The organism is Enterobacter cloacae complex sp. HYC042_NIDB (assembly GCF_056673315.1).
In genome coordinates this window covers 3,580,203-3,604,169 of sequence record NZ_CP109650.1, presented here as the reverse complement: position 1 = coordinate 3,604,169, position 23,967 = coordinate 3,580,203, and the positions used below count along the sequence as shown (strand labels likewise).

22 protein-coding genes are annotated in these 23,967 nt (G+C 57.3%); 13 read left to right on the top strand and 9 right to left on the bottom strand.

Annotation, left to right across the window (positions count from 1 at the left end):
- Positions 1-5: 5 nt before the first annotated feature.
- Together tkt and tal are read right to left on the bottom strand one after the other, a co-directional pair.
- Positions 6-1,994 carry a transketolase gene (tkt, locus tag OKF39_RS17250; RefSeq protein WP_479983189.1) on the bottom strand — a complete coding sequence of 663 codons (1,989 nt, stop codon included), beginning with the start codon at positions 1,992-1,994 and terminating at the stop codon, positions 6-8.
- Positions 1,995-2,013: 19 nt separating this feature from the next.
- Positions 2,014-2,964 carry a transaldolase gene (tal, locus tag OKF39_RS17245; RefSeq protein ID WP_028014009.1) on the bottom strand — a complete coding sequence of 317 codons (951 nt, stop codon included), beginning with the start codon at positions 2,962-2,964 and terminating at the stop codon, positions 2,014-2,016.
- Between the two features lie 246 nt (positions 2,965-3,210).
- Between tal and maeB the strand changes: the two genes are divergently transcribed.
- Positions 3,211-5,490, top strand: a complete 2,280-nt coding sequence (gene maeB, locus OKF39_RS17240) for an NADP-dependent oxaloacetate-decarboxylating malate dehydrogenase (RefSeq protein ID WP_479983188.1) — start codon at positions 3,211-3,213, stop codon at positions 5,488-5,490.
- Between the two features lie 64 nt (positions 5,491-5,554).
- Here maeB and hemF read toward each other — a convergent pair whose 3' ends face one another.
- Together hemF and amiA are read right to left on the bottom strand one after the other, a co-directional pair.
- Positions 5,555-6,454: an oxygen-dependent coproporphyrinogen oxidase gene (hemF, locus tag OKF39_RS17235; RefSeq protein WP_479983187.1), complete on the bottom strand. Its 900-nt coding sequence runs from the start codon at positions 6,452-6,454 to the stop codon at positions 5,555-5,557.
- Positions 6,454-7,329, bottom strand: coding sequence for an N-acetylmuramoyl-L-alanine amidase AmiA (amiA, locus tag OKF39_RS17230; RefSeq protein WP_028014006.1), 876 nt, complete (start codon positions 7,327-7,329; stop codon positions 6,454-6,456). The genes hemF and amiA overlap by 1 nt, the downstream gene beginning before the upstream one ends.
- Before the next feature lie 212 nt (positions 7,330-7,541).
- On the opposite strand from amiA, the gene OKF39_RS17225 reads away from it, so the two are divergent.
- The 10 genes from OKF39_RS17225 to pdxK all read left to right on the top strand — a co-directional run bounded on the left by OKF39_RS17225 (position 7,542) and on the right by pdxK (position 15,836).
- On the top strand, positions 7,542-7,967 hold the full coding sequence (locus OKF39_RS17225; protein WP_003861292.1) for a GNAT family acetyltransferase: 426 nt from the start codon (positions 7,542-7,544) through the stop codon (positions 7,965-7,967).
- Positions 7,954-8,403, top strand: coding sequence for a DUF2919 domain-containing protein (locus OKF39_RS17220; protein WP_041908792.1), 450 nt, complete (start codon positions 7,954-7,956; stop codon positions 8,401-8,403). Before OKF39_RS17225 ends, OKF39_RS17220 begins: the two co-directional genes overlap by 14 nt.
- A 63-nt stretch (positions 8,404-8,466) precedes the next feature.
- The gene (locus tag OKF39_RS17215) at positions 8,467-9,042 is read left to right on the top strand and encodes an RpoE-regulated lipoprotein (RefSeq protein WP_047368061.1); all 576 of its coding nucleotides are present in this window, start codon (positions 8,467-8,469) and stop codon (positions 9,040-9,042) included.
- Between the two features lie 92 nt (positions 9,043-9,134).
- A complete protein-coding gene (locus tag OKF39_RS17210; protein WP_047368060.1) occupies positions 9,135-10,034 on the top strand; it encodes a Dyp-type peroxidase in 900 nt (299 codons plus the stop codon).
- Positions 10,035-10,209: 175 nt separating this feature from the next.
- On the top strand, positions 10,210-11,223 hold the full coding sequence (locus OKF39_RS17205) for a sulfate ABC transporter substrate-binding protein (protein ID WP_059358548.1): 1,014 nt from the start codon (positions 10,210-10,212) through the stop codon (positions 11,221-11,223).
- Positions 11,223-12,056 (top strand): sulfate/thiosulfate ABC transporter permease CysT, encoded by an 834-nt coding sequence (cysT, locus tag OKF39_RS17200; RefSeq protein WP_479983186.1) that lies wholly within the window; start codon positions 11,223-11,225, stop codon positions 12,054-12,056. Before OKF39_RS17205 ends, cysT begins: the two co-directional genes overlap by 1 nt.
- Entirely contained in the window at positions 12,056-12,931 is an 876-nt protein-coding gene (gene cysW / locus OKF39_RS17195; protein WP_063155457.1) for a sulfate/thiosulfate ABC transporter permease CysW, read from the top strand. Before cysT ends, cysW begins: the two co-directional genes overlap by 1 nt.
- Positions 12,921-14,015 carry a sulfate/thiosulfate ABC transporter ATP-binding protein CysA gene (gene cysA / locus OKF39_RS17190; protein ID WP_047368057.1) on the top strand — a complete coding sequence of 365 codons (1,095 nt, stop codon included), beginning with the start codon at positions 12,921-12,923 and terminating at the stop codon, positions 14,013-14,015. The genes cysW and cysA overlap by 11 nt, the downstream gene beginning before the upstream one ends.
- A 67-nt stretch (positions 14,016-14,082) precedes the next feature.
- A complete protein-coding gene (gene cysM / locus OKF39_RS17185) occupies positions 14,083-14,994 on the top strand; it encodes a cysteine synthase CysM (protein WP_248203849.1) in 912 nt (303 codons plus the stop codon).
- 5 nt (positions 14,995-14,999) lie between these two features.
- Positions 15,000-15,836, top strand: a complete 837-nt coding sequence (gene pdxK / locus OKF39_RS17180) for a pyridoxine/pyridoxal/pyridoxamine kinase (protein WP_028013997.1) — start codon at positions 15,000-15,002, stop codon at positions 15,834-15,836.
- A gap of 44 nt (positions 15,837-15,880) precedes the next feature.
- On the opposite strand, the gene crr is transcribed toward pdxK, so the two are convergent.
- The 5 genes from crr to cysZ all read right to left on the bottom strand — a co-directional run bounded on the left by crr (position 15,881) and on the right by cysZ (position 20,674).
- A complete protein-coding gene (gene crr / locus OKF39_RS17175) occupies positions 15,881-16,390 on the bottom strand; it encodes a PTS glucose transporter subunit IIA (RefSeq protein WP_003861316.1) in 510 nt (169 codons plus the stop codon).
- Between the two features lie 40 nt (positions 16,391-16,430).
- A complete protein-coding gene (gene ptsI, locus OKF39_RS17170; RefSeq protein ID WP_008501604.1) occupies positions 16,431-18,158 on the bottom strand; it encodes a phosphoenolpyruvate-protein phosphotransferase PtsI in 1,728 nt (575 codons plus the stop codon).
- A gap of 44 nt (positions 18,159-18,202) precedes the next feature.
- Positions 18,203-18,460 (bottom strand): phosphocarrier protein Hpr, encoded by a 258-nt coding sequence (gene ptsH / locus OKF39_RS17165; protein ID WP_000487600.1) that lies wholly within the window; start codon positions 18,458-18,460, stop codon positions 18,203-18,205.
- Between the two features lie 317 nt (positions 18,461-18,777).
- Complete coding sequence (cysK, locus tag OKF39_RS17160) at positions 18,778-19,749, bottom strand: cysteine synthase A (RefSeq protein WP_028013996.1); 972 nt, start codon at positions 19,747-19,749, stop codon at positions 18,778-18,780.
- 163 nt (positions 19,750-19,912) lie between these two features.
- Complete coding sequence (gene cysZ / locus OKF39_RS17155; protein WP_028013995.1) at positions 19,913-20,674, bottom strand: sulfate transporter CysZ; 762 nt, start codon at positions 20,672-20,674, stop codon at positions 19,913-19,915.
- Between the two features lie 230 nt (positions 20,675-20,904).
- Between cysZ and zipA the strand changes: the two genes are divergently transcribed.
- Both zipA and ligA read left to right on the top strand, forming a co-directional pair.
- Positions 20,905-21,882 carry a cell division protein ZipA gene (zipA, locus tag OKF39_RS17150; RefSeq protein WP_302232838.1) on the top strand — a complete coding sequence of 326 codons (978 nt, stop codon included), beginning with the start codon at positions 20,905-20,907 and terminating at the stop codon, positions 21,880-21,882.
- Positions 21,883-21,951: 69 nt separating this feature from the next.
- Positions 21,952-23,967: an NAD-dependent DNA ligase LigA gene (gene ligA, locus OKF39_RS17145; RefSeq protein ID WP_479983185.1), complete on the top strand. Its 2,016-nt coding sequence runs from the start codon at positions 21,952-21,954 to the stop codon at positions 23,965-23,967.

Here is a 23,967-nt window from a genome sequence, read left to right as displayed (position 1 = left end):
TCGCACTACAACACGCTCAGCGCTTTCTCCACCACGTTCTCAACGGTAAAGCCGAAATACGGGAACAGCTTGTCGGCAGGAGCGGATTCACCGTAACCCCGCATGCCCACAATTGCCCCTTTCAGCCCCACGTACTTATACCAGTAGTCGGCAATACCCGCTTCCACCGCCACGCGCGCCGCAACGCTGGAAGGCAGCACCGATTCCCGATACGCCTCGTCCTGGGCGTCAAAAATATCCGTTGAAGGCAGAGATACCACGCGCACCGCGTGACCTTCGGCGGTAAGCTTCTCCGCCGCTTTCACCGTGATTTCCACCTCGGAACCGGTGGCAATCAGGATCACGTCCGGCTTGCCGCCGCTGTCCTTGAGAATATAGCCGCCGCGGGCGATGTTTTTTACCTGCTCCGGCGTGCGCTCGATCTGCGCCAGGTTCTGGCGCGACAGGATCAGCGCCGTAGGTCCGTTATGACGCTCAACGGCCAGCTTCCAGCCCACCGCGGCTTCCACCTGGTCGCACGGACGCCAGGTGCTGAAGTTTGGCGTTAAGCGCAGGCTCGCCAGCTGCTCTACCGCCTGGTGCGTCGGACCATCCTCACCCAGCCCGATGGAGTCATGGGTGTAGACCATAATCTGCCGGGCCTTCATCAGCGCCGCCATACGCGCCGCGTTTCGGGCGTACTCGACGAACATCAGGAAGGTGGCGGTGTAGGGCACGAAGCCGCCGTGATGGGCGATGCCGTTAGCAATCGCGGTCATCCCAAACTCGCGCACGCCGTAGTGGATATAGTTCCCGGCAATGTCTTCCTTAAGGGATTTAGAGCCGGACCAGATGGTGAGGTTGCTTGGTGCCAGATCCGCTGAGCCGCCGAGCAGCTCAGGCAGGAGAGGGCCAATCGCGTTCAGGGTGTTTTGCGATGCCTTACGGGTAGCGATTTTCGCCGGGTTGGACTGCAGATTTTCAATCAGCGCCTGGGTTTTATCGTCCCAGTCTTCCGGCAGGCCGCCGCTCATGCGGCGGGAAAACTCGGCGGCCAGCTCCGGGTGCGCTTTTTTGTAGGCGGCAAATTTTTCGTTCCAGGCCTGCTGCGCTTTTTCACCCGCTTCGCGCGCATCCCATGCTCTGTAGATCTCTTTCGGGATCTCAAACGGCGGATATTTCCAGCCCAGTTTCTGGCGGGTTAACGCCACTTCCTCTTCGCCCAGCGCCGCGCCGTGCGCCTCTTCTTTGCCCGCTTTGTTCGGCGAGCCGAAGCCAATGGTGGTACGGCAGATAATCAGGGACGGTTTGTCCTTCACGCTCTGCGCTTCCTGAATCGCTTTTTTTACCGCTTCCGGATCGTGGCCGTCAATCTCGTGCACCACGTGCCAGTGATAGGCCTCAAAGCGTTTTGCCGTGTCGTCGGTAAACCAGCCCTCGGTTTCCCCGTCGATGGAGATGCCGTTGTGGTCATAGAAGCCAATCAGCTTGCCGAGCCCCAGCGTGCCCGCCAGCGAGCAGACCTCGTGGGAGATCCCCTCCATCAGGCAGCCGTCACCCATAAAGACGTAGGTGTAGTGATCGACAATCTCGTGGTCGGGTTGGTTGAACTGCGCGGCCAGCGTACGCTCGGCAATTGCCAGGCCGACGGCATTCGCCAGCCCCTGGCCCAGCGGGCCGGTGGTCGTTTCCACGCCAGGTGTATAGCCGATCTCCGGGTGGCCCGGCGTTTTGGAGTGCAGCTGGCGGAAGTTTTTTAACTCCTCAAGCGGCAGGTCGTAGCCGGAAAGGTGCAGCAGGCTGTAGAGCAGCATCGAGGCGTGGCCGTTGGAGAGAATAAAACGGTCGCGGTCGTACCAGCTCGGGTCAGTGGGGTTGTGCTTCAGGAAGTCGTTCCACAGCACTTCGGCAATATCGGCCATCCCCATCGGGGCGCCAGGGTGGCCGGAATTGGCTTTTTGTACGGCATCCATGCTGAGGGCGCGAATGGCGTTGGCGAGCTCTTTACGGGACATAGTTCACTCCGTGGCAAGGTTAAAGTTTGGCGGCGAGAAGATCTTCGAGTTTTCGCTGGTCGACGGCGAACTGGCGGATGCCGTCCGCCAGTTTTTCCACGGCCATAGGGTCCTGATTATGCTCCCAGCGGAACTCCGCTTCGGTCATGGCTTTCGGTTTTGGCAGGACGGTAGAGGTCGGTACCAGCTTGCGGATCACCGTTTCGTCGCTCTCCTGCAGCTTTTTCAGCAGGTCAGGGGAGATGGTCAGACGGTCGCACCCTGCGAGCGCGAGGATCTGCTCGGTGCGGCGGAAGCTGGCGCCCATCACGATGGTTTCGTAGCGGTGTTGCTTGTAATAATCGTAGATATTACGCACCGACTTCACGCCCGGATCCTCTTCCACCACGTACGGGTCCATCGGCTGTTTCGCCTGATACCAGTCGTAGATGCGCCCGACAAACGGCGAGATCAGGAATACGCCCGCTTCGGCACAGGCGCGCGCCTGGGCAAAGGAGAACAGCAGCGTCAGGTTGCAGTGGATCCCCTCTTTTTCCAGAACCTCTGCCGCGCGGATGCCTTCCCATGTGGACGCGAGCTTGATCAGAATGCGTGACTTATCGATCCCCTGTTCCTGGTAGAGCTCCACCAGGCGGCGCGCTTTGTTAATACTCTTTTCCTGATCGAATGAGAGGCGGGCATCCACTTCGGTCGACACGCGCCCCGGAATGCTTTTCAGAATTTCCGCACCAAAATTAACCGCCAGCTTGTCGCTGGCTTCTGCAACCTGCTGCTCCTGCGTTTTCCCGCGCTGTTTACCGTAGGCAATCGCGTCGTCAATCAGATGGCTAAAATGGGCAAGCCCCGCCGCTTTCAGAAGCAGCGAAGGGTTGGTGGTCGCGTCCTCTGGCTGATAGTGGCGAATCGACTCGATGTCGCCGCTGTCTGCAACCACGGTGGTGAATTGTTTGATGCCGTCAAGCTGGTTCATAAATAATTACTCCTTGGAAATAAAAGAGTTAGATGAGTGCGTTAGTTCACACTTCTGAGAAAATCATGATGGACTTAACAAAAAAGCATAGCAGACGGGGCAGGCATTGCTTTTGAGACGGGTAACATGGCTGTTATAAATTGATAACAATTTTTAATGTGTGATGGTGAGAGTTTGGCAGCCTTCAAAGTTTATGCGCTGCTCAGCGGCGATACTATCTGACCGATACGTAAAAGGAATAACAAGATGGACGATCAGTTAAAACAAAGTGCCCTCGATTTTCACGAGTTCCCTGTCCCCGGTAAAATTCAGGTCTCCCCAACCAAGCCGCTGGCGACCCAGCGCGATCTGGCGCTGGCCTACTCGCCGGGCGTGGCTGCGCCATGTCTGGAGATCGAAAAAGATCCGCTGGCGGCCTACAAATACACCGCGCGCGGCAACCTTGTCGCCGTTATCTCTAACGGTACGGCGGTGCTGGGCCTGGGCAACATTGGTGCCCTGGCCGGTAAACCGGTGATGGAAGGGAAGGGCGTTCTGTTTAAGAAATTTGCCGGTATCGACGTGTTCGATATCGAAGTGGACGAACTCGATCCCGATAAGTTCATCAACGTGGTGGCCGCGCTGGAGCCGACCTTCGGCGGGATCAACCTGGAAGACATCAAAGCGCCGGAATGTTTCTATATCGAGCAGAAGTTGCGCGAGCGTATGAACATTCCCGTGTTCCATGACGACCAGCACGGCACGGCGATTATCAGCACCGCTGCCATTCTCAACGGCCTGCGCGTGGTGGAGAAAAATCTCTCCGACGTGCGCATGGTGGTCTCCGGCGCGGGCGCGGCGGCCATCGCCTGTATGAACCTGCTGGTGGCGTTGGGCATGCAGAAACACAATATCGTGGTCTGCGACTCTAAGGGTGTTATCTACAAAGACCGCGAGCCGAACATGGCGGAAACCAAAGCGGCGTATGCCGTGGAAGATGACGGCAAGCGCACGCTTGAGGACGTGATTGACGGCGCGGATATCTTCCTCGGCTGTTCAGGCCCGAAAGTGCTGACCCAGGAAATGGTGCAGAAAATGGCGCGCGCGCCGATGATCCTGGCGCTGGCGAATCCTGAACCGGAAATCCTGCCGCCGCTGGCGAAGGCGGTGCGCGAAGACGCCATTATCTGTACCGGCCGTTCGGACTACCCGAACCAGGTGAACAACGTGCTCTGCTTCCCGTTCATCTTCCGCGGGGCGCTGGACGTTGGCGCGACGGCGATCAACGAAGAGATGAAGCTGGCCGCCGTTCACGCCATCGCTGAGCTGGCGCACGCTGAGCAGAGCGAAGTGGTCGCCTCCGCCTACGGGGATCAGGATCTGAGCTTTGGCCCGGACTACATCATTCCAAAACCGTTCGATCCGCGCCTGATTGTCAAAATTGCGCCAGCCGTTGCCAAAGCGGCGATGGACTCCGGCGTGGCGACGCGTCCGATTCAGGATTTCGACGCGTACGTCGATAAACTCACCGAGTTCGTCTACAAAACTAACCTGTTTATGAAGCCGATCTTCTCTCAGGCTCGCGCAGACGCGAAGCGTGTGGTGCTGGCGGAAGGGGAAGAGGCGCGCGTGCTGCACGCCACGCAGGAGCTGATCACCTTAGGGCTGGCGAAGCCGATCCTGATTGGTCGTCCGAGCGTGATCGAGATGCGCATTCAGAAGCTGGGCCTGCAGATTAAGCCGGGCGTGGACTTCGAGATCGTTAACAACGAATCCGATCCGCGCTTCAAGGAGTACTGGAACGAATATTACGCGATCATGAAGCGTCGCGGGATCACCCAGGAACAGGCGCAGCGGGCGGTGATCAGCAATACTACGGTCATCGGCGCGATCATGGTCCATCGCGGCGAGGCAGATGCGCTGATCTGCGGCACCATCGGCGATTACCACGAGCATTTCAGCGTGGTGCAGGAGATCTTCGGCTATCGCGACGGCGTCCATACCGCCGGGGCGATGAACGCGCTGCTGCTGCCGAGCGGCAACACCTTTATTGCAGATACCTACGTGAACGACGATCCAACCCCGTACGAGCTGGCGGAGATCACCGTGATGGCCGCGGAAACGGTGCGTCGCTTTGGTATTGAGCCGAAGGTGGCGCTGCTGTCGCACTCAAACTTTGGTTCGTCTAAATCCGCGGCGGCGTGCAAAATGCGCCAGACTCTGGAACTGGTGCGCGAGCGTGCGCCGGAGCTGATGATTGACGGGGAAATGCACGGTGATGCCGCGCTGGTGGAGAGCATCCGCAACGAACGTATGCCGGATAGCCCGCTGAAGGGATCGGCGAACATTCTGATTATGCCGAACGTGGAAGCGGCGCGTATCAGCTACAACCTGCTGCGCGTCTCCAGCTCTGAAGGGGTGACCGTAGGACCGGTGCTGATGGGCGTGGCAAAACCGGTGCACGTGTTAACGCCGATTGCCTCCGTGCGTCGTATCGTGAACATGGTGGCGCTGGCGGTGGTTGAGGCGCAGACGCAGCCGCTGTAAGGGCGCGTGTGCTTACCCGACCTGGGGATTGAGTAGGCCGGATAAGCGCAGCGCCATCCGGCAGTTAAATCCAGTCGCGTACTTTAAGGAACTCACTCAAGGCAGCCTCCGGGCTGCCTTCTTTTAGCTCGTAGCTGTACTCCCAGCGCACCAGCGGCGGCATCGACATCAGAATCGACTCCGTGCGTCCGCCGGTCTGCAGGCCGAACAGCGTCCCGCGATCCCACACCAGGTTGAACTCCACGTACCGCCCGCGACGATAAAGCTGGAACTCACGCTCGCGCACGCCGTAGTCGGTGTTTTTACGGCGTTCGACAATCGGCAGGTACGCATCGGTGAACCCTTCACCCACCGCGCGCATAAAGCTAAATGCCGTATCAAAATCCGGCGTGTTGAGATCGTCAAAGAACAGCCCGCCGATGCCGCGCTGCTCGTCGCGGTGCTTCAGGTAAAAATAATCGTCGCACCACTTTTTATATTTCGGGTAAACGTCTTCGCCAAACGGCAGGCAAAGGTCCCGCGCGGTGGTGTGCCAGTGCACGGCATCCTCTTCGAAGCCGTAGTAGGGCGTCATGTCGAAACCGCCGCCAAACCACCAGACCGGATCGGCTCCTGGCTTCTCCGCGATGAAAAAGCGGACGTTGGCGTGGCTGGTCGGAACAAACGGGTTATGCGGGTGGATCACCAGCGAGACGCCCATCGCTTCGAAGCTGCGGCCCGCCAGCTCAGGGCGGTGCGCGGTAGCGGACGCGGGCATGGCGTCGCCGTGAACGTGGGAAAAATTCACGCCCGCCTGTTCGAAGATGCCGCCGTTACGCAGCACGCGGCTGCGCCCGCCGCCGCCCGCTTCGCGCTGCCAGCTATCTTCCTGGAATTCACCGCCGTCTGCGGCGGCCAGTTTCCGGCAAATCTCATCCTGCAGCTGCAGCAGGAACGTTTTGACCAGCTGTGCATTAGGTTTCATCAGCGTTTCCTGGAGTGCGCTTTCTGGTTATCGAACCAGTTGAAGTAACTGATAATGCCGGAGGCGATGGCGTTGGCGATCTTCTGGCGAAACGCCGTGGTGCCGAGCAGGCGCTCTTCTTCCGGATTGGTAATAAAGGACGTTTCCACCAGCACGGACGGGATAGACGGTGACTTCAGCACCACAAACGCCGCCTGTTCGGTGCTTTTACTGTGCAGACGGTGCACCGGCTTAATCCGCTTGAGGATATGCGAGCCGAGCGTCAGGCTGTTTTTGATGGTGTCCGTTTGCACGAGATCGAACAGCACCTGCTGCAACAGATGATCTTTATCCGTGGCTTTCTTCCCGGCTACTTCATCCGCCCGGTTTTCGCGATCGGAAAGGTATTTCGCCATAGCGCTACTGGCGCCGCGGTTGGAGAGGGCAAACACCGACGCGCCCGCGGCGGAAGGGTTTGTGAAGCCATCCGCGTGAATGGACATAAACAGGTCGGCGCCGTGCTTGTGGGCAATTTCCACGCGGTCGTACAGCGGAATGAACGTGTCGCCCGTGCGCGTCAGGCGGGCGTCAATGCCGTTGCTGCGTAAAATCGATCGCACATTTTTTGCAATTGCCAGCACGACGTGTTTTTCTTTCGAACCGTTTCTGCCGATGGCGCCGGTATCAATACCGCCGTGGCCCGGATCGAGCATCACCAGACGCTTTGCGCCCGGCTTTTTGGTTTTCGGTTTGCTGTGTCCGTTACTGGTTTTGAGCGTGCTCTCGTCTTTTGCCTGAGCCTGCTTAGCGATGCCCGTTAACGTTAAGGCCGCCAGCCCCGCTTTGAGAACCTGACGACGCGATGTGAGTGCTTTTAATGGTTTGAATGTGCTCATGCGGCCTGAATACTGAAAAATGGGGTCCTGGTGTTATATCGTATCGTGTTTCCCGTTACGACAGTCCTTATTGAGAATTGTTTTACTTTTCATTTCAATACGTGACAAAGTGACATTATGCCAAATTTTGGCGAGATTTTCCCCGGTTATTGGCTAAACGCCCCGTTCACGCCATAATCACTGTTTTTAAACCCGAAAAGGCGGTTAATACCATGGAGATACGCGTTTTTCGCCAGGAAGATTTCGAAGAGGTGATCACCCTTTGGGAGCGCTGCGATCTGCTGCGTCCGTGGAACGATCCGGAAATGGATATCGAACGTAAGGTGAATCACGACGTTAGCCTGTTTCTGGTCGCGGAAGTGAACGGCGAGGTGGTCGGGACGGTAATGGGCGGCTACGACGGCCACCGCGGCTCGGCCTATTATCTGGGCGTCCACCCGGAATACCGGGCGCGCGGCATCGCCAACGCGCTGCTCAATCGTCTGGAAAAGAAACTCATCGCCCGCGGCTGCCCGAAAATCCAGATCATGGTGCGGGAAGATAACGACGTGGTGCTGGGCATGTATGAGCGTCTGGGCTACGAGCACGCCGACGTGCTGACGCTGGGTAAGCGCCTGATCGAAGATGAAGAGTACTGAGATCCACCCGGCTGACTATGACGCGCAGGGCCGCGTCAGGCTGCCGTTTTTATTCTGGTGCGTTTTGCTCCTCCAGGCCCGTACCTGGGTACTGTTTGTGATGGCTGGTGCGTCGCGCGGGCAGGGCGATACGCTGCTGAATCTCTTTTATCCCGACCACGATGCCTTCTGGCTCGGCTTACTGCCGGGCGTACCGGCGGTGGTGGCTTTTTTGTGCAGCGGTCGACGGCATGTAATCCCGCGTCTGTGGCGTGCGCTTCGCTGGCTGCTGATCCTCGCCCAGATTGCGCTGCTTTTCTGGCAACCCGTGCTCTGGTGGCTGGGTGAACCGCTTTCCGGTATCGGCATCGCGCTGGTGGTGGCGGATATTGTGGCGCTGATGTGGCTGCTGACGAATCCCCGCTTACGCGCCTGTTTTACGCAAGAGTCAGATTAGCGCGGCACTTTTTGCCGATGCCGCACTCCAACAAGCGTTGATTTAATTAGAAAGGACGTTTCAATGAAATCGCTGCGTTTACTTTTATGCGCTCTCCCGCTGGCGTTAACCGGCTGTTCGACGCTCTCCTCCATTAACTGGTCCGCCGCGTATCCGTGGAACTGGTTTGGCTCTTCCACCGAAGTGACCGAGCAGGGCGTAGGAAAAATTACCGCGTCAACGGCGCTCGATCAGGACGCCATTCAGGATGCCCTGAGCAGTGACTATCGCCTGCGTAGCGGGATGAAAACCGAGAATGGCAACATTGTGCGTTACTTTGAAGCGCTGAAGGGCGACAAGCTGGCGCTGGTGATTAACGGTGATAAAGGGACGGTGAACCGCATTGCCGTGCTGGACGAAGATATTCCGACCGCCAGCGGCGTAAAGGTGGGCACCCCGTTTAGCGATCTTTATAAACAGGCCTTTGGCAACTGCAGCAGCGCTCCTTCAGACGATGGCGTGGCGGTGGAATGTAAGGCGGAAGGCAGCCAGCACATCAGCTATGTCTTCACCGGAACCTGGAGCGGTCCGGAAGGATTGATGCCCTCTGACGACACGCTGAAGAGCTGGAAAGTGAGCAAAATACACTGGAAGCAGTAATTTGCGCCTGAACAAACCGCCTCGCTGAAATCCGGGTATAATAGCCGCCATCAATGCCACGCTGACGTGGCATCTTTATTTCAGGAGGAGCGATGTCTCAGGTTCAGAGTGGCATTTTGCCAGAACATTGCCGCGCGGCGATTTGGATTGAAGCCAATGTTAAAGGGGACGTGGATGCCCTGCGCGCGGCCAGCAAAGTTTTCGTTGATAAACTGGCCACCTTCCAGGCCAAATTCCCGGACGCCCATCTGGGTGCCGTTGTCGCTTTCGGCAATAACGTCTGGCGTCAGCTGAGCGGCGGCGAAGGCGCGGAAGAGCTGAAGGACTTTATCCCTTATGGCAAAGGCCTGGCGCCAGCCACCCAATACGACGTGCTGATCCACATCCTCTCTCTGCGCCACGACGTGAACTTCTCCGTTGCTCAGGCGGCGGTTGAAGCGTTTGGCGACAGCATCGACGTGCAGGAAGAGGTTCACGGCTTCCGCTGGGTGGAAGAGCGCGATCTGAGCGGCTTCGTTGACGGCACCGAAAACCCGGCGGGTGAAGAGGTTCGTCGCGACGTGGCGGTCATCAAAGACGGCGTGGACGCGGGCGGCAGCTACGTGTTCGTCCAGCGCTGGGAGCACAACCTCAAGCAGCTTAACCGCATGAGCGTGCACGACCAGGAGATGATGATTGGCCGCACCAAGGAAGCCAACGAAGAGATCGACGGTGATGCGCGCCCGGTGACCTCGCACCTGTCCCGCGTTGACCTTAAGGAAGACGGCAAGGGGCTCAAAATTGTTCGTCAGAGCCTGCCGTACGGCACGGCAAGCGGCACGCACGGCCTCTACTTCTGCGCCTACTGCGCGCGGCTGCACAATATTGAGCAACAGCTGCTGAGCATGTTCGGTGACACTGACGGCAAGCGCGACGCCATGCTGCGCTTCACCCGCCCGGTAACCGGCGGCTACTATTTTGCGCCGTCCGTTGAGCGCCTGCTGGCGCTGTAAAACGCTCCCCATACGTAGGCCGGGTAAGCGTTAGCGCCACCCGGCAATTTTCCCCGCACCCTTATTCCCTTTTCTGCTTGTAAATCACCAAACGGTATATAAAACCGTTACTCCTTTCATCCCCGTTATAAATATTATGACTATAAGATAGTCATCACATTTATAAGGGTGCGCAATGGCCGTTACTGTACTGAAAAAAGGAACTCTGGCGCTGGCAGGTTTACTGCTGGTGGCCCAGGCGCAGGCGACCGAGCTGCTGAACAGCTCGTATGATGTCTCCCGCGAGCTGTTTGCCGCCCTTAACCCACCGTTCGAGCAGCAGTGGGCGAAAGAAAACAATGGCGATAAGCTGACCATCAAGCAATCCCACGCCGGTTCATCCAAGCAGGCGCTGGCGATTTTGCAGGGGCTGAAAGCAGATGTCGTGACCTATAACCAGGTGACTGACGTGCAGATCCTGCACGACAAGGGCAAACTGCTCCCGGCTGACTGGCAGAGCCGCTTGCCAAACAATAGCTCGCCGTTCTACTCCACCATGGGCTTCCTGGTGCGTAAGGGCAACCCGAAGAACATCCACGACTGGAGCGACCTGGTGCGTTCCGACGTGAAGCTGATTTTCCCGAACCCAAAAACTTCAGGTAACGCGCGCTACACCTATTTAGCCGCGTGGGGCGCGGCAGACAAGGCTGACGGTAATGATAAAGCGAAGACCGAGCAGTTCATGACCCAGTTCCTGAAAAACGTCGAAGTGTTTGATACCGGCGGCCGCGGCGCGACCACGACCTTCGCCGAGCGTGGTCTGGGCGACGTGCTGATCAGCTTCGAATCCGAAGTGAACAACATTCGCAAGCAGTACGAAGCGCAGGGCTTCGAGGTGGTTATTCCGAAAACCAACATCCTGGCTGAGTTCCCGGTGGCGTGGGTGGATAAAAACGTGCAGGCGAACGGCACCGAGAAAGCGGCAAAAGCCTATCTCAACTACCTGTACAGCCCGCAGGCGCAGGCCATCATTACCGATTACTACTACCGCGTGAACAACCCCGACGTAATGAACAAACTGAAGGACAAATTCCCGCAGACCGCACTGTTCCGCGTGGAAGATCATTTCGGCTCCTGGCCTGAGGTGATGAAAACGCACTTTGCCAGCGGCGGTGAGTTAGACAAACTGCTGGCGGCGGGGCGTAAGTAATGTTTGCAGTCTCGACAAAACGCGTGCTGCCGGGCTTTACCTTAAGCCTCGGGACCAGCCTGCTGTTCGTCTGCCTGATCCTGCTGTTGCCGCTCAGCGCGCTGGTGATGCAGCTTGCTCAGATGAGCTGGGCGCAGTACTGGGACGTGGTCACCAACCCGCAGGTGGTGGCGGCCTATAAGGTGACGCTGCTGTCGGCGTTTGTTGCCTCCATTTTTAACGGCGTGTTTGGCCTGCTGATGGCGTGGATCTTAACCCGCTATCGCTTCCCGGGCCGTACGCTGCTTGATGCCCTGATGGATCTGCCGTTTGCGCTGCCGACGGCGGTTGCGGGCTTAACCCTCGCGTCGCTCTTCTCCTTGAACGGGCTGTACGGCGAGTGGCTGGCGAAATTTGACATCAAGGTGACCTATACCTGGCTCGGGATCGCGGTGGCAATGGCCTTTACCAGCATCCCGTTTGTGGTGCGTACCGTGCAGCCGGTACTGGAAGAGCTGGGTCCGGAATACGAAGAAGCGGCGGAAACGCTGGGCGCCACGCGCTGGCAGAGCTTCCGTAAAGTGGTTCTGCCAGAGCTCTCTCCGGCGCTGATGGCGGGCGTCGCGCTGTCGTTTACCCGCAGTCTGGGTGAGTTCGGCGCGGTGATTTTTATCGCCGGGAACATCGCCTGGAAAACGGAAGTCACCTCGCTGATGATTTTCATTCGCCTGCAGGAGTTTGATTATCCGGCGGCAAGCGCGATTGCTTCGGTGATCCTCGCGGCCTCGCTGCTGCTGTTGTACTCGATTAACACTCTGCAAAGTCGCTTTGGTCGACGTGTGGTAGGTCACTGATGGCGGAAGTTACGCAATTGAAGCGATACGATGCGCCCCGCATCAACTGGGGTAAATGGTTTCTGATTGGCGTGGGCGTGCTGGTGTCCGCCCTCATTCTCGTCGTGCCGACGATTTATATCTTCGTCCAGGCGTTCAGCAAGGGGCTGATGCCCGCGCTGGAGAACCTGGCGAACCCGGACATGCTGCACGCCATCTGGCTAACGGTGCTGATTGCGCTGATCACCGTGCCGGTGAACCTGGTCTTCGGTACGCTGCTGGCCTGGCTGGTGACGCGCTTTAACTTCCCGGGCCGTCAGCTGCTGCTGACCCTGCTGGATATTCCGTTTGCCGTGTCGCCTGTTGTGGCCGGTCTGGTTTACCTGCTCTTTTACGGCTCCAACGGCCCGCTGGGCGGCTGGCTGGATGAACATAACCTGCAGATCATGTTCGCCTGGCCGGGCATGGTGCTGGTGACGATCTTCGTGACCTGTCCGTTCGTGGTGCGTGAGCTGGTGCCGGTGATGTTAAGCCAGGGCAGCAACGAAGACGAAGCGGCGGTGCTGCTTGGCGCATCCGGCTGGCAGATGTTCCGCCGCGTGACGTTGCCGAACATTCGCTGGGCGCTGCTTTACGGCGTGGTGCTGACCAACGCCCGCGCCATCGGTGAGTTTGGTGCGGTGTCGGTGGTTTCCGGCTCGATTCGCGGTGAAACGCTGTCGCTGCCGCTGCAGATTGAACTCCTGCAGCAGGACTACAACACCATCGGCTCGTTTACTGCCGCAGCGTTGCTGACGCTGATGGCGATTTTGACCCTGTTTTTGAAGAGTGTGGTGCAGTGGCGTTTAGAGAATCAGGAAAAACGTCAGCATCAGGAGGGAAATCATGAGCATTGAGATTGCCAATATTAAGAAGTCTTTTGGTCGCACCCAGGTGCTGAATGATATCTCACTGGATATCCCTTCCGGACAAATGGTGGCGCTGCTGGGGCCGTCTGGCTCGGGTAAAACCACGCTGCTGCGTATTATCGCCGGGCTTGAGCACCAGACCAGCGGGCACATCCGCTTCCACGGCACCGACGTGAGCCGCCTGCACGCCCGCGATCGTAAAGTGGGTTTTGTCTTCCAGCATTACGCGCTGTTCCGCCATATGACCGTTTTCGACAATATCGCCTTTGGCCTGACGGTGCTGCCGCGTCGTGAACGCCCGGATGCAGCAACCATTAAGGCGAAAGTAACCAAACTGCTGGAGATGGTGCAGCTGGCGCATCTGGCGGACCGTTTCCCGGCGCAGCTTTCCGGCGGGCAGAAGCAGCGCGTGGCGCTGGCGCGCGCGCTGGCCGTTGAGCCGCAAATACTGCTGCTGGATGAACCCTTCGGCGCGCTGGATGCGCAGGTGCGCAAAGAGCTGCGTCGCTGGCTGCGCCAGCTGCATGAAGAGCTGAAATTCACCAGCGTCTTCGTGACCCACGATCAGGAAGAGGCGATGGAAGTCGCGGACCGCGTGGTGGTCATGAGCCAGGGCAACATCGAGCAGGTTGACGAGCCGGAACAGCTCTGGCGCGAGCCTGCGACCCGCTTCGTGCTGGAGTTTATGGGCGAGGTGAACCGCCTGCAGGGCACCATTCGCGGCGGTCAGTTCCACGTGGGCGCGCACCGCTGGCCGCTGGGCTACACCTCCGCGCATCAGGGGCCGGTCGATCTGTTCCTGCGCCCGTGGGAAGTGGACGTCAGCCGCCGCACCAGCCTGGATTCCCCGCTGCCGGTGCAGGTCCTGGAAGCTAGCCCTAAAGGACACTACACCCAATTGGTGGTACAGCCGCTGGGCTGGTATACCGAGCCGCTGACCGTGGTCATGCGCGACGACGTCCCGCCGCACCGGGGTGAGCGCCTGTTTGTCGGGCTGCAGCATGCGCGCATCTATAACGGTAAGGAGCGGATTGAGACGCGCGAGGATATTGCTCTGGCGGAGTCAGCCTGATAGGTTATTGAGTATGTTTTTCGCCCGGTGGCGTGATGCTTACCGGGCTTTTTATTGAGTAAAAAACGTGAATACACTCGAACACACCATCGGCAACACCCCTCTGGTCAAGCTTCAGCGCATGGGATGTGCCAACGGCAGCGAAATCTGGGTCAAACTCGAAGGCAATAACCCGGCAGGGTCGGTGAAAGACCGCGCGGCGCTGTCGATGATTGTCCAGGCCGAGAAACGCGGTGAAATTAAGCCAGGCGATGTGCTGATTGAAGCCACCAGCGGCAACACCGGTATCGCGCTGGCAATGATTGCGGCGCTGAAAGGCTACCGCATGAAGCTGCTGATGCCGGACAACATGAGCCAGGAACGCCGCGCCGCGATGCGCGCCTACGGGGCCGAGCTGATTCTGGTAACCAAAGAGCAGGGGATGGAAGGGGCGCGCGACTTAGCGTTAGCGATGGCCGAGCGCGGCGAAGGTAAACTGCTCGATCAGTTCAATAACCCGGACAACCCGTACGCGCACTACACCACCACCGGGCCGGAAATCTGGCAGCAAACCGGCGGGCGCATCACCCATTTTGTCTCCAGCATGGGCACCACCGGCACTATAACCGGCGTGTCGCGTTTTTTGCGCGAGCAGGAGAAAGCCGTCACCATCGTTGGTCTGCAGCCGGAAGAGGGGAGCAGTATTCCGGGCATTCGCCGCTGGCCTGCGGAGTATATGCCAGGCATCTTTAATGCACAGCTTGTGGATCGGGTGCTGGATATTCATCAGCGCGAGGCGGAGAATACCATGCGTGAACTGGCCGTGCGTGAAGGCATCTTCTGCGGGGTCAGCTCGGGGGGCGCGGTAGCGGGGGCGTTGCGCGTGGCGCAGGCAAATCCCGGTGCGGTCGTGGTGGCGATTATCTGCGACCGCGGCGATCGCTATTTGTCTACCGGCGTCTTTGGTGAAGAGAGTTATTCGCAGGGGGCGGGGATTTAAGCGTCATGGAGATGATTCTATTCCGGGATAACACCCGGGCGCAGCAAACCGACATTGTCGCGGTGCAGTCGCAGGTGGTTTACGGCAGCGTGGGGAACAGCATTGCGGTGCCAAATATTCGTACCCACCGGCTGAACGTCACCGCCGTGCCGACGGTGCTGTTTAGCAACACGCCGCACTACGATACCTTCTACGGCGGGGTGATCCCCGACGAGTGGTTCAGCGGCTACCTGAAGGCGCTGGAAGAGCGCGAGATCCTGCGCGAGCTTAAAGCGGTCACTACCGGCTATATGGGCAGCGCCAGCCAGATCGCGCTGCTGGCGCAGTGGCTGAGGGCGGTCAAAGCGCAGCATCCTGACCTGCTGGTGCTGGTCGACCCGGTTATCGGCGATATCGACAGCGGAATGTACGTGAAGCCGGATATCCCGGAAGCCTACCGGGAACACCTGCTGCCGCTGGCGCAGGGGATTACGCCAAACGTCTATGAACTGGAAGTGTTAAGCGGTAAGCCGTGCCGGACGCCGGAAAGCGCTATTGCCGCCGCGCAGGGGTTGCTTTCTGACACTCTGAAATGGGTGGCGATCACCAGCGCGCCGGTCGCCGACGACCCGCAAAACATCCACGTGGTGCTGGTGACGCGTGAGGGCGTGACCGTCAGCGCTCATCCCCGCGTAGAAACCGATCTGAAAGGGACGGGGGATCTGTTCTGTTCAGAACTGGTGAGCGGAATTGTTGAGGGGAAAACCGTTGCCGACGCCATTCGCATGGCCGGCGATCGGGTGACTGACGTGATGCTTTATACCCAGTCGAAAGGCTACGACGAGCTTATCCTCCCTGCATAAACAAAAATGGCGCCCGAAGGCGCCATTTTTCTGTGCGGCAAGAATTACTTCTTGATGCGGATAACCGGGGTTTCGCCCACGGTGACGCTGCCAGACAGTTTGATCAGTTCTTTGATTTCGTCCATGTTGGAGATAACAACCGGCGTCAGGGTAGACTTGGCTTTTTCTTCCAGCAGTGGCAGATCGAATTCAATCACCGGGTCGCCAACTTTAACACGCTGGCCTTCTTCCGCGATACGCTTGAAGCCTTCGCCTTTCAGTTCAACGGTGTCGATACCGAAGTGAACGAACAGTTCGATACCGCTATCAGATTCGATAGAGAACGCATGGTTGGTTTCAAAAATTTTACCGATGGTGCCGTCAACTGGAGCAACCATTTTGTTGCCAGTTGGTTTGATAGCAATGCCATCACCAACGATTTTCTCAGCAAACACTACATCCGGCACGTCTTCGATGTTGACGATCTCGCCGGAGAGCGGAGCAACAATCTCAATAGTTCCGGAGTCTTTCTTATCATCAGAAACCAGAGATTTCAGTTTATCGAACAAACCCATGATCTTCTCCTAAGCAGTAATTTGGGCCGCATCTCGTGGATTAGCAGATTGTTTTTTCTTCAATGAACTTGTTAACCAGCGTCATTAACTCGTCCGTTGTCGGTTGAGCAAGAGCCTGCTCTGCTAACACCTTCGCATCTTCGAAGTTCGTGTTACGGATAATCTTCTTAATGCGCGGGATGGAAATGGCGCTCATAGAGAATTCGTCCAGACCCATACCCAGCAACAGAAGTGTAGCACGTTCGTCGCCTGCAAGCTCACCACACATGCCAGTCCATTTACCTTCTGCATGAGAAGCATCAATAACTTGCTTGATCAAGTTCAGTACGGACGGTGACATTGGCTGGTAGAGATGTGAAATCATATCATTACCACGGTCAACTGCCAGGGTGTACTGCGTTAAATCATTGGTACCGATACTAAAGAAATCAACTTCTTTGGCTAAATGACGCGCAATGGTCGCCGCCGCTGGTGTTTCCACCATCACGCCGATCTCAATTGACTCGTCAAATGCTTTACCTTCGTCGCGCAGTTCCTGTTTGTAGATTTCGATCTCTTTCTTCAGTGCACGCACTTCTTCAACAGAGATGATCATCGGGAACATGATGCGCAGCTTACCGAAAGCGGAGGCACGCAGGATAGCGCGAACCTGGTCACGCAGGATCTCTTTACGATCCATCGCGATACGCACGGCACGCCAGCCCAGGAACGGGTTCTCTTCTTTCGGGAAGTTCATGTACGGCAGCTCTTTGTCGCCACCGATGTCCATGGTACGGACGATAACCGCCTGTGAGCCACACGCTTCTGCGACGGCTTTATACGCAGCAAACTGCTCTTCTTCCGTTGGCAGCGCGTCGCGGTCCATGAACAGGAATTCTGTACGATAGAGACCAACACCTTCCGCACCGTTGCGCTCAGCGCCATCAACGTCGCGTACGGTACCGATGTTTGCGCACACTTCTACCTGATGGCCGTCCAGGGTGATGGCTGGCAGGTCTTTCAGCTTAGCGAGTTCCGCTTTTTCAGTCGCAACCTGCTCCTGAACCGCGCGCAGTTTTTCGATCTCTTCGTTAGTTGGGTTGACGTAAACCAGATTGTTTACGGCATCCAGAATCAGATAGTCGCCGTTTTTCACCTGAGAGGTGACGCTACCGGTGCCCACGATGGCAGGCAGTTCCAGAGAACGCGCCATGATTGAGGTGTGGGAGGTACGGCCACCCGCGTCGGTGATGAAACCGAGAACCTTTTTCAGGTTCAGCTGTGCGGTTTCAGACGGGGTGAGGTCAGCGGCAACCAGGATCACTTCATCCTGAATCGCGCTCAGGTCGATAATGGCCAGGCCCAGGATGTTGCGCAGCAGGCGCTTACCGATGTCACGTACGTCAGCCGCACGCTCTTTCAGGTATTCATCATCCAGCTCTTCCAGGGCAGTTGCCTGACCTTCGATAACTTCATGCGCAGCCGCGTCGGCCGTCATGCCTTTATCTTTAATCAGGGCTATGATTTCCTGCTCCAGCTCCTCATCTTCGAGCAGCATGATGTGCCCTTCGAAGATGGCTTCTTTTTCTTCACCGAAAGTTTCGCCAGCTTTAGTTTTGATCGCTTCCAGTTGCGCAGATGCCTTGGCACGACCGCTCAGAAAACGTTCAACTTCCTGATCAACCTTGTCGGCAGAAATTTTTTTCCGGTCGATGACGATCTCGTCTTCTTTCAGCAGCAGTGCTTTGCCGAAAGCGATACCCGGGGATGCTAAAATGCCTGAAATCATAACCCTACCTTACTTGTGACTGATATTTAAAAGAACCCGGAAACTTACTCGAGCTCAGCCATCAGTTTAACCAGATGCTCAACTGCTTTCTGCTCGTCTTCACCTTCAGCAGAGATGGTAACAACGGTGCCCTGAGTCAGGCCCAGAGTCTGCAGTTTGAACAGGCTTTTTGCGCTAGCGCTTTTGCCGTTGGAAGTTACAGTGATTTCAGAAGTGAAGCCTTTCGCTTCTTTAACAAACTGAGCAGCAGGGCGGGTGTGCAGACCGTTCGGAGCGGTAATGGTAACTTCTTGCTGGAACATTGTATTTCCCCAACTTATAGGTTTAGTGTTGTGGAACTAAAGTCTAGCCTGGCGGCTTAACTTTAGCCTGTATTGTTAGCGCTGACGTTTCAATCGTCATTAAACATTATGCAGCGAAAGGAAGACTTGAACCAAATCATAAAATCGATTCAGCAAGGGTATTTCGTTCACTGATTAATTTCACGCTTCAAAATAATTGCTGGTTTAAATACCAGACACATCGGGGTGAAGCAATGCCAGGAGGGGCAAAAGTTTGAAGCAGGCCACAAAAAAGCACCCGAAAAGGTGCTTTTTTACGCGTTATTAACATACTGGCACTACTGTTGCAGCTCTTTTTCCGTGAACAGATCGGCAAACAGTGCGGTGCTCAAGTAACGCTCACCCGAGGAAGGAAGGATAACCACAATATTCTTATTGGTAAAGGCTTCATCTTCCTGAAGTTTGAGCGCTGCCGCAACGGCCGCACCGGAAGAGATACCCGCCAGAATGCCTTCTTCATCCATCAGACGACGCGCGGTAGAGATGGCCTCTTCGTTCGTGATGGCAACGACTTTATCGATCAGCTTCAGATCCAGGTTACCCGGAATGAAGCCCGCGCCGATGCCCTGAATTTTATGCGGGCCAGGCTTGAGCTCTTCGCCCGCCAGCGCCTGAGCGATAACCGGGGAGTCGGTAGGTTCAACGGCAACGGTAATCAGCTCTTTTTTACCTTTTGTGCCTTTAATATAGCGAGACACGCCGGTCAGCGTGCCGCCGGTGCCGACGCCGGAGATAAATACGTCAACCTGGCCGTCAGTATCTTCCCAGATTTCCGGGCCGGTGGTCTTCTCGTGAATTTCAGGGTTAGCCGGGTTGCTGAACTGCTGCAGCAGAAGATATTTCGCCGGATCGCTGGCCACGATCTCTTCCGCTTTCTGAATGGCACCTTTCATGCCCTTCGCGCCTTCGGTCAGGACCAGGTTCGCCCCCAGCGCTTTGAGCAGTTTGCGACGTTCGATGCTCATGGTTTCCGGCATGGTCAGGGTCAGCTTGTAGCCGCGTGCGGCAGCAACATAGGCCAGAGCGATACCGGTGTTACCGCTGGTCGGTTCCACCAGCTCAACGCCTGGCTTCAGCACGCCGCGTTTTTCAGCATCCCAAATCATGTTTGCACCGATGCGGCATTTTACGCTGAAGCTCGGGTTGCGTGATTCGACCTTCGCCAGAATGCGTCCATTACCGATACGGTTCAGTCGAACCAGGGGCGTATGACCGATAGTCAGCGAGTTGTCTTCATAAATCTTACTCATGGCCTGTCCTTAACTGTATGAAATTGGGATACCGACCCAGCATACCTGCTAAGCAGGTAGGGGGAAGTAAGGAATTCGCATATCTATATACTGCAAGGAAATAATGGGGATCAGTATGGAATAAGGGGCGGCATAAGCCACCCCTGCTTTACACATTTTTGCATTATTTCCATAACGCGTGCTTAGCACGATAGCAGTCCACCCACATCGCCGTCGCGCCGCAAACCGCAACCGGCATGATGAACAAGTTAAGGAAGGGAATCATGGTGAACAGGCTGGTCAGCGCGCCGAACTGCATATTGGCGACCTTCCGGGTGCGCAGGGCGGTGCGCATCGCTTTAAACGGCACCTTGTGGTTATCGAACGGATAGTCGCAGTACTGGATGGCCAGCATCCAGGCGCTGAACAGAAACCACAGCACCGGCGCAACCGTCTGGCCAATGCCGGGGACAAAGTAGAGGGCAAGCAGTACAACCGCGCGGGGGAGGTACCAGGCAAACTTCTGCCACTCGCGCTTCATAATGCGCGGGATATCTTTCACGATCCCCAGCACGCCCGTGTCCGGTGGCGTCGCGCCGGTAAGCCGCGCCTCCAGCTGTTCCGCCAGCAGGCCGTTAAACGGCGCGGCTATCCAGTTCGCGATCGTTGAGAATAAATAGCCGAATACCAGCAGCACGGAGATGACCGCCACCGGCCAGAGCAGGTAGTTAAGCCACTGCAGCCAGTCCGGCACGTAGCTCATCAGCGACGGGATCCAGCTTTCGAGCTTTGTGAACAGCCACCAGAACGCGCCGCCCATCAGAATAATGTTGATCAGCAGCGGCAGAATGACGAAGCGACGGATACCTGGCAGTGAAACCAGCTTCCAGCCCTGAGAAAAATACCAGACGCCGCTGCGCGGGGGAGAAGACGATGTTGAAACCATAACCAGGCTGTACTCCTTTTTTCACAACCAGTGGAATTGCCCGCCTATATTATCCACTTGCGGACCAATGACCAGTTCGGAAATGTTCGAAAAACCAGCAAAAAGCACGATTTACTTCATCTTTATGCTGCGAATGCTCTGCACACACTTGCACTTGACGTAAACGGCAAATACTCTTAGTGAGTAAATGTTTGCCGTGGTGGCAAGGTGTTAGAACAACAGAGAATATAATGATGCAGGATTTGCGTCTGATATTAATCATTGTTGGCGCGATCGCCATAATCGCTTTACTGGTACATGGTTTCTGGACCAGCCGTAAAGAGCGTTCCTCGATGTTTCGCGATCGCCCACTGAAGCGCATGAAGTCCAGTCGTGATGATGATGACACTGAAGATGACATCACCGGTAGCGACGACGACGGCGTGGGTGAAGTTCGTGTTCATCGGGTCAATACTGCGCCCGGCGCGGCTCATGGGGAGCATGAAGCCCCCCGCGCTCCGCAGCACCAGTATCAACCGCCGTATGCCTCTGCCCAGCCGCGCCAGCCAGCGCCGCAGCCAGTGGAAGAACCTGTACGTCAGCCGCCGCAACCGCCTGTACAACAGCAGCAGCCCGCTGCGCCACAGCCGGTTCAACAGCAACCTGTGCAGCAGCCCGTGCAACAGCAACCTGTGCAGCAGCCGCAGCAGCCTGTTCATGTACAGCCTGCGCCGCAGCCCGCTCCGGCTCCGCACGTTGAGCCAGAGCCGGTCGTCGAGCCTGAACCGGTTGTTGAAAAGCCGCAGCGTAAAGAAGCGGTGATCATCATGAACGTGGCCGCGCATCACGGCAGCCATCTCAACGGTGACGTGTTGCTCAACAGTATTCAACAGGCAGGCTTCAAGTTTGGCGATATGAATATTTTCCATCGCCACCTGAGCCCTGACGGTAGTGGTCCGGCGTTGTTTAGCCTGGCCAATATGGTCAACCCAGGCACCTTTGACCCGGAAATGACCGGTGATTTCGTGACGCCGGGTGTCACTATCTTTATGCAGGTGCCGTCCTACGGCGACGAGCTGCAAAACTTCAAGCTGATGCTGCAGTCCGCTCAGCACATCGCTGATGAAGTGGGTGGTGTGGTGCTCGACGATCAGCGTCGAATGATGACCCCGCAGAAGCTGCGCGAGTATCAGGACCGCATCCGCGAAGTTAAGGAAGCCAACGCGTAATTGTCGCGTTTACTTCAACTCCTCCTCAACCCCCGCCTGTCGGGGGTTTTTTCTCATTGATGGTGCGATATGGACTCAATCGAACAACAACTCACTGAACTGCGAACCACGCTTCGCCATCATGAATATCTCTATCATGTTATGGACGCACCGGAAGTGCCTGATGCGGAGTATGACCGGCTGATGCGCGAGCTGCGCGAGCTGGAGGCGCAGCACCCGGAACTGATTACGCCAGATTCTCCGACCCAGCGCGTCGGCGCCGAGCCGCTGGGGGCTTTCAGCCAGGTGCGTCACGAAGTGCCGATGCTGTCGCTGGACAACGTCTTTGATGAAGAGAGCTTCCTCGCGTTTAACAAGCGCGTGCAGGACCGTCTGAAAAGCAGCGATTCCCTCACCTGGTGCTGCGAGTTGAAGCTCGACGGCCTGGCGGTCAGCCTTCTCTATGAAAACGGCGTGCTGGTGCGCGCCGCCACGCGTGGCGACGGTACGACGGGTGAAGACATCACCACCAACGTGCGAACCATCCGCGCGATCCCGCTGAAGCTGCAGGGTGACAACATTCCCGCGCGTCTGGAAGTGCGCGGCGAGGTGTTCCTGCCGCAGGCGGGATTCGAGAAAATTAACGAAGAGGCGCGTCGCACCGGCGGGAAAGTTTTTGCTAACCCGCGTAACGCGGCGGCGGGCTCTCTGCGCCAGCTTGACCCGCGCATCACCGCGAAGCGACCGCTTACTTTCTTCTGCTACGGCGTCGGTATTCTGGAAGGTGGTGAGTTACCGGACACGCACCTCGGGCGTCTACTGCAGTTTAAAGCCTGGGGCCTGCCGGTGAGCAACCGCGTTCAGCTCTGCGACTCGCCGGAAGCGGTGCTGGCGTTCTACCACAAAGTGGAAGAGGACCGTCCGACGCTCGGCTTTGATATCGATGGCGTTGTCATCAAGGTCAATTCGCTGGCGCTGCAGGAGCAGCTGGGCTTTGTGGCGCGTGCACCGCGCTGGGCGGTGGCGTTTAAATTCCCTGCCCAGGAGCAGATGACCTTCGTTCGCGACGTGGAGTTTCAGGTGGGCCGTACGGGCGCTATTACTCCGGTCGCTCGACTGGAGCCGGTGCAGGTCGCAGGCGTGCTGGTGAGTAACGCTACGCTGCACAACGCCGATGAAATCGAACGCCTCGGCCTGCGCATCGGTGACAAAGTGGTGATTCGCCGCGCGGGCGATGTTATCCCGCAGGTGGTGAACGTTGTTGAGTCAGAACGTCCTGATGATACGCGCGAGGTCGTTTTCCCGACCCACTGCCCGGTATGCGGCTCTGACGTAGAGCGTGTGGAAGGCGAAGCGGTGGCCCGCTGTACGGGCGGCCTGATCTGCGGCGCGCAGCGTAAAGAGTCGCTTAAGCACTTTGTTTCCCGTCGCGCAATGGACGTTGACGGCATGGGCGACAAGATTATCGATCAGCTGGTCGAGAAAGAGTATGTCCATACGCCAGCGGATCTGTTCAGGCTCACGGCGGGCAAACTGACCGGTCTGGATCGCATGGGGCCGAAGTCAGCCCAGAACGTGGTTAACGCGCTGGAAGCAGCGAAAGAGACGACCTTCGCCCGCTTCCTGTACGCGCTGGGCATTCGTGAAGTCGGCGAAGCGACGGCGGCAGGTTTAGCCGCGTACTTTGGTACGCTGGAGGCGCTGGAAAAGGCAAGCATCGACGAGCTGCAGAAAGTGCCGGACGTCGGCATCGTCGTCGCCACGCACGTCTTTAACTTCTTTGCCGAAGAGAGCAACCGCGAGGTCATCGGCAAGCTGCTGGAAGAGGGCATTAAATGGCCTGCGCCGATGGTAGTCAACGCCGAAGAAATTGATAGCCCATTTGCCGGTAAAACCGTGGTGCTAACCGGTAGCCTTAGCCAGCTTTCACGCGACGATGCAAAAGCGCGTCTGGTGGCGCTGGGGGCCAAAGTGGCGGGCAGCGTGTCGAAGAAAACCGACCTGGTGATTGCCGGCGAAGCTGCGGGTTCGAAGCTGGCGAAAGCCCAGGAGCTCGGCATTGAGGTTATCGACGAAGCGGAAATGATGCGCCTGTTAGGAGAGTAA

Bases quoted from the DNA above. Each gene is read 5' to 3' on its own strand.
- maeB (WP_479983188.1), top strand. From the start codon at position 3,211: ATGGACGATCAGTTAAAACAAAGTGCCCTCGATTTTCACGAGTTCCCT.
- ptsH (WP_000487600.1), bottom strand. From the start codon at position 18,460: ATGTTCCAGCAAGAAGTTACCATTACCGCTCCGAACGGTCTGCACACC.
- OKF39_RS17210 (WP_047368060.1), top strand. From the start codon at position 9,135: ATGTCTCAGGTTCAGAGTGGCATTTTGCCAGAACATTGCCGCGCGGCG.
- tkt (WP_479983189.1), bottom strand. From the start codon at position 1,994: ATGTCCCGTAAAGAGCTCGCCAACGCCATTCGCGCCCTCAGCATGGAT.
- crr (WP_003861316.1), bottom strand. From the start codon at position 16,390: ATGGGTTTGTTCGATAAACTGAAATCTCTGGTTTCTGATGATAAGAAA.
- pdxK (WP_028013997.1), top strand. From the start codon at position 15,000: ATGGAGATGATTCTATTCCGGGATAACACCCGGGCGCAGCAAACCGAC.
- OKF39_RS17205 (WP_059358548.1), top strand. From the start codon at position 10,210: ATGGCCGTTACTGTACTGAAAAAAGGAACTCTGGCGCTGGCAGGTTTA.
- cysT (WP_479983186.1), top strand. From the start codon at position 11,223: ATGTTTGCAGTCTCGACAAAACGCGTGCTGCCGGGCTTTACCTTAAGC.
- tal (WP_028014009.1), bottom strand. From the start codon at position 2,964: ATGAACCAGCTTGACGGCATCAAACAATTCACCACCGTGGTTGCAGAC.
- cysZ (WP_028013995.1), bottom strand. From the start codon at position 20,674: ATGGTTTCAACATCGTCTTCTCCCCCGCGCAGCGGCGTCTGGTATTTT.
- ptsI (WP_008501604.1), bottom strand. From the start codon at position 18,158: ATGATTTCAGGCATTTTAGCATCCCCGGGTATCGCTTTCGGCAAAGCA.
- zipA (WP_302232838.1), top strand. From the start codon at position 20,905: ATGATGCAGGATTTGCGTCTGATATTAATCATTGTTGGCGCGATCGCC.
- cysW (WP_063155457.1), top strand. From the start codon at position 12,056: ATGGCGGAAGTTACGCAATTGAAGCGATACGATGCGCCCCGCATCAAC.
- cysK (WP_028013996.1), bottom strand. From the start codon at position 19,749: ATGAGTAAGATTTATGAAGACAACTCGCTGACTATCGGTCATACGCCC.
- cysA (WP_047368057.1), top strand. From the start codon at position 12,921: ATGAGCATTGAGATTGCCAATATTAAGAAGTCTTTTGGTCGCACCCAG.
- ligA (WP_479983185.1), top strand. From the start codon at position 21,952: ATGGACTCAATCGAACAACAACTCACTGAACTGCGAACCACGCTTCGC.
- hemF (WP_479983187.1), bottom strand. From the start codon at position 6,454: ATGAAACCTAATGCACAGCTGGTCAAAACGTTCCTGCTGCAGCTGCAG.
- OKF39_RS17220 (WP_041908792.1), top strand. From the start codon at position 7,954: ATGAAGAGTACTGAGATCCACCCGGCTGACTATGACGCGCAGGGCCGC.
- OKF39_RS17215 (WP_047368061.1), top strand. From the start codon at position 8,467: ATGAAATCGCTGCGTTTACTTTTATGCGCTCTCCCGCTGGCGTTAACC.
- OKF39_RS17225 (WP_003861292.1), top strand. From the start codon at position 7,542: ATGGAGATACGCGTTTTTCGCCAGGAAGATTTCGAAGAGGTGATCACC.
- amiA (WP_028014006.1), bottom strand. From the start codon at position 7,329: ATGAGCACATTCAAACCATTAAAAGCACTCACATCGCGTCGTCAGGTT.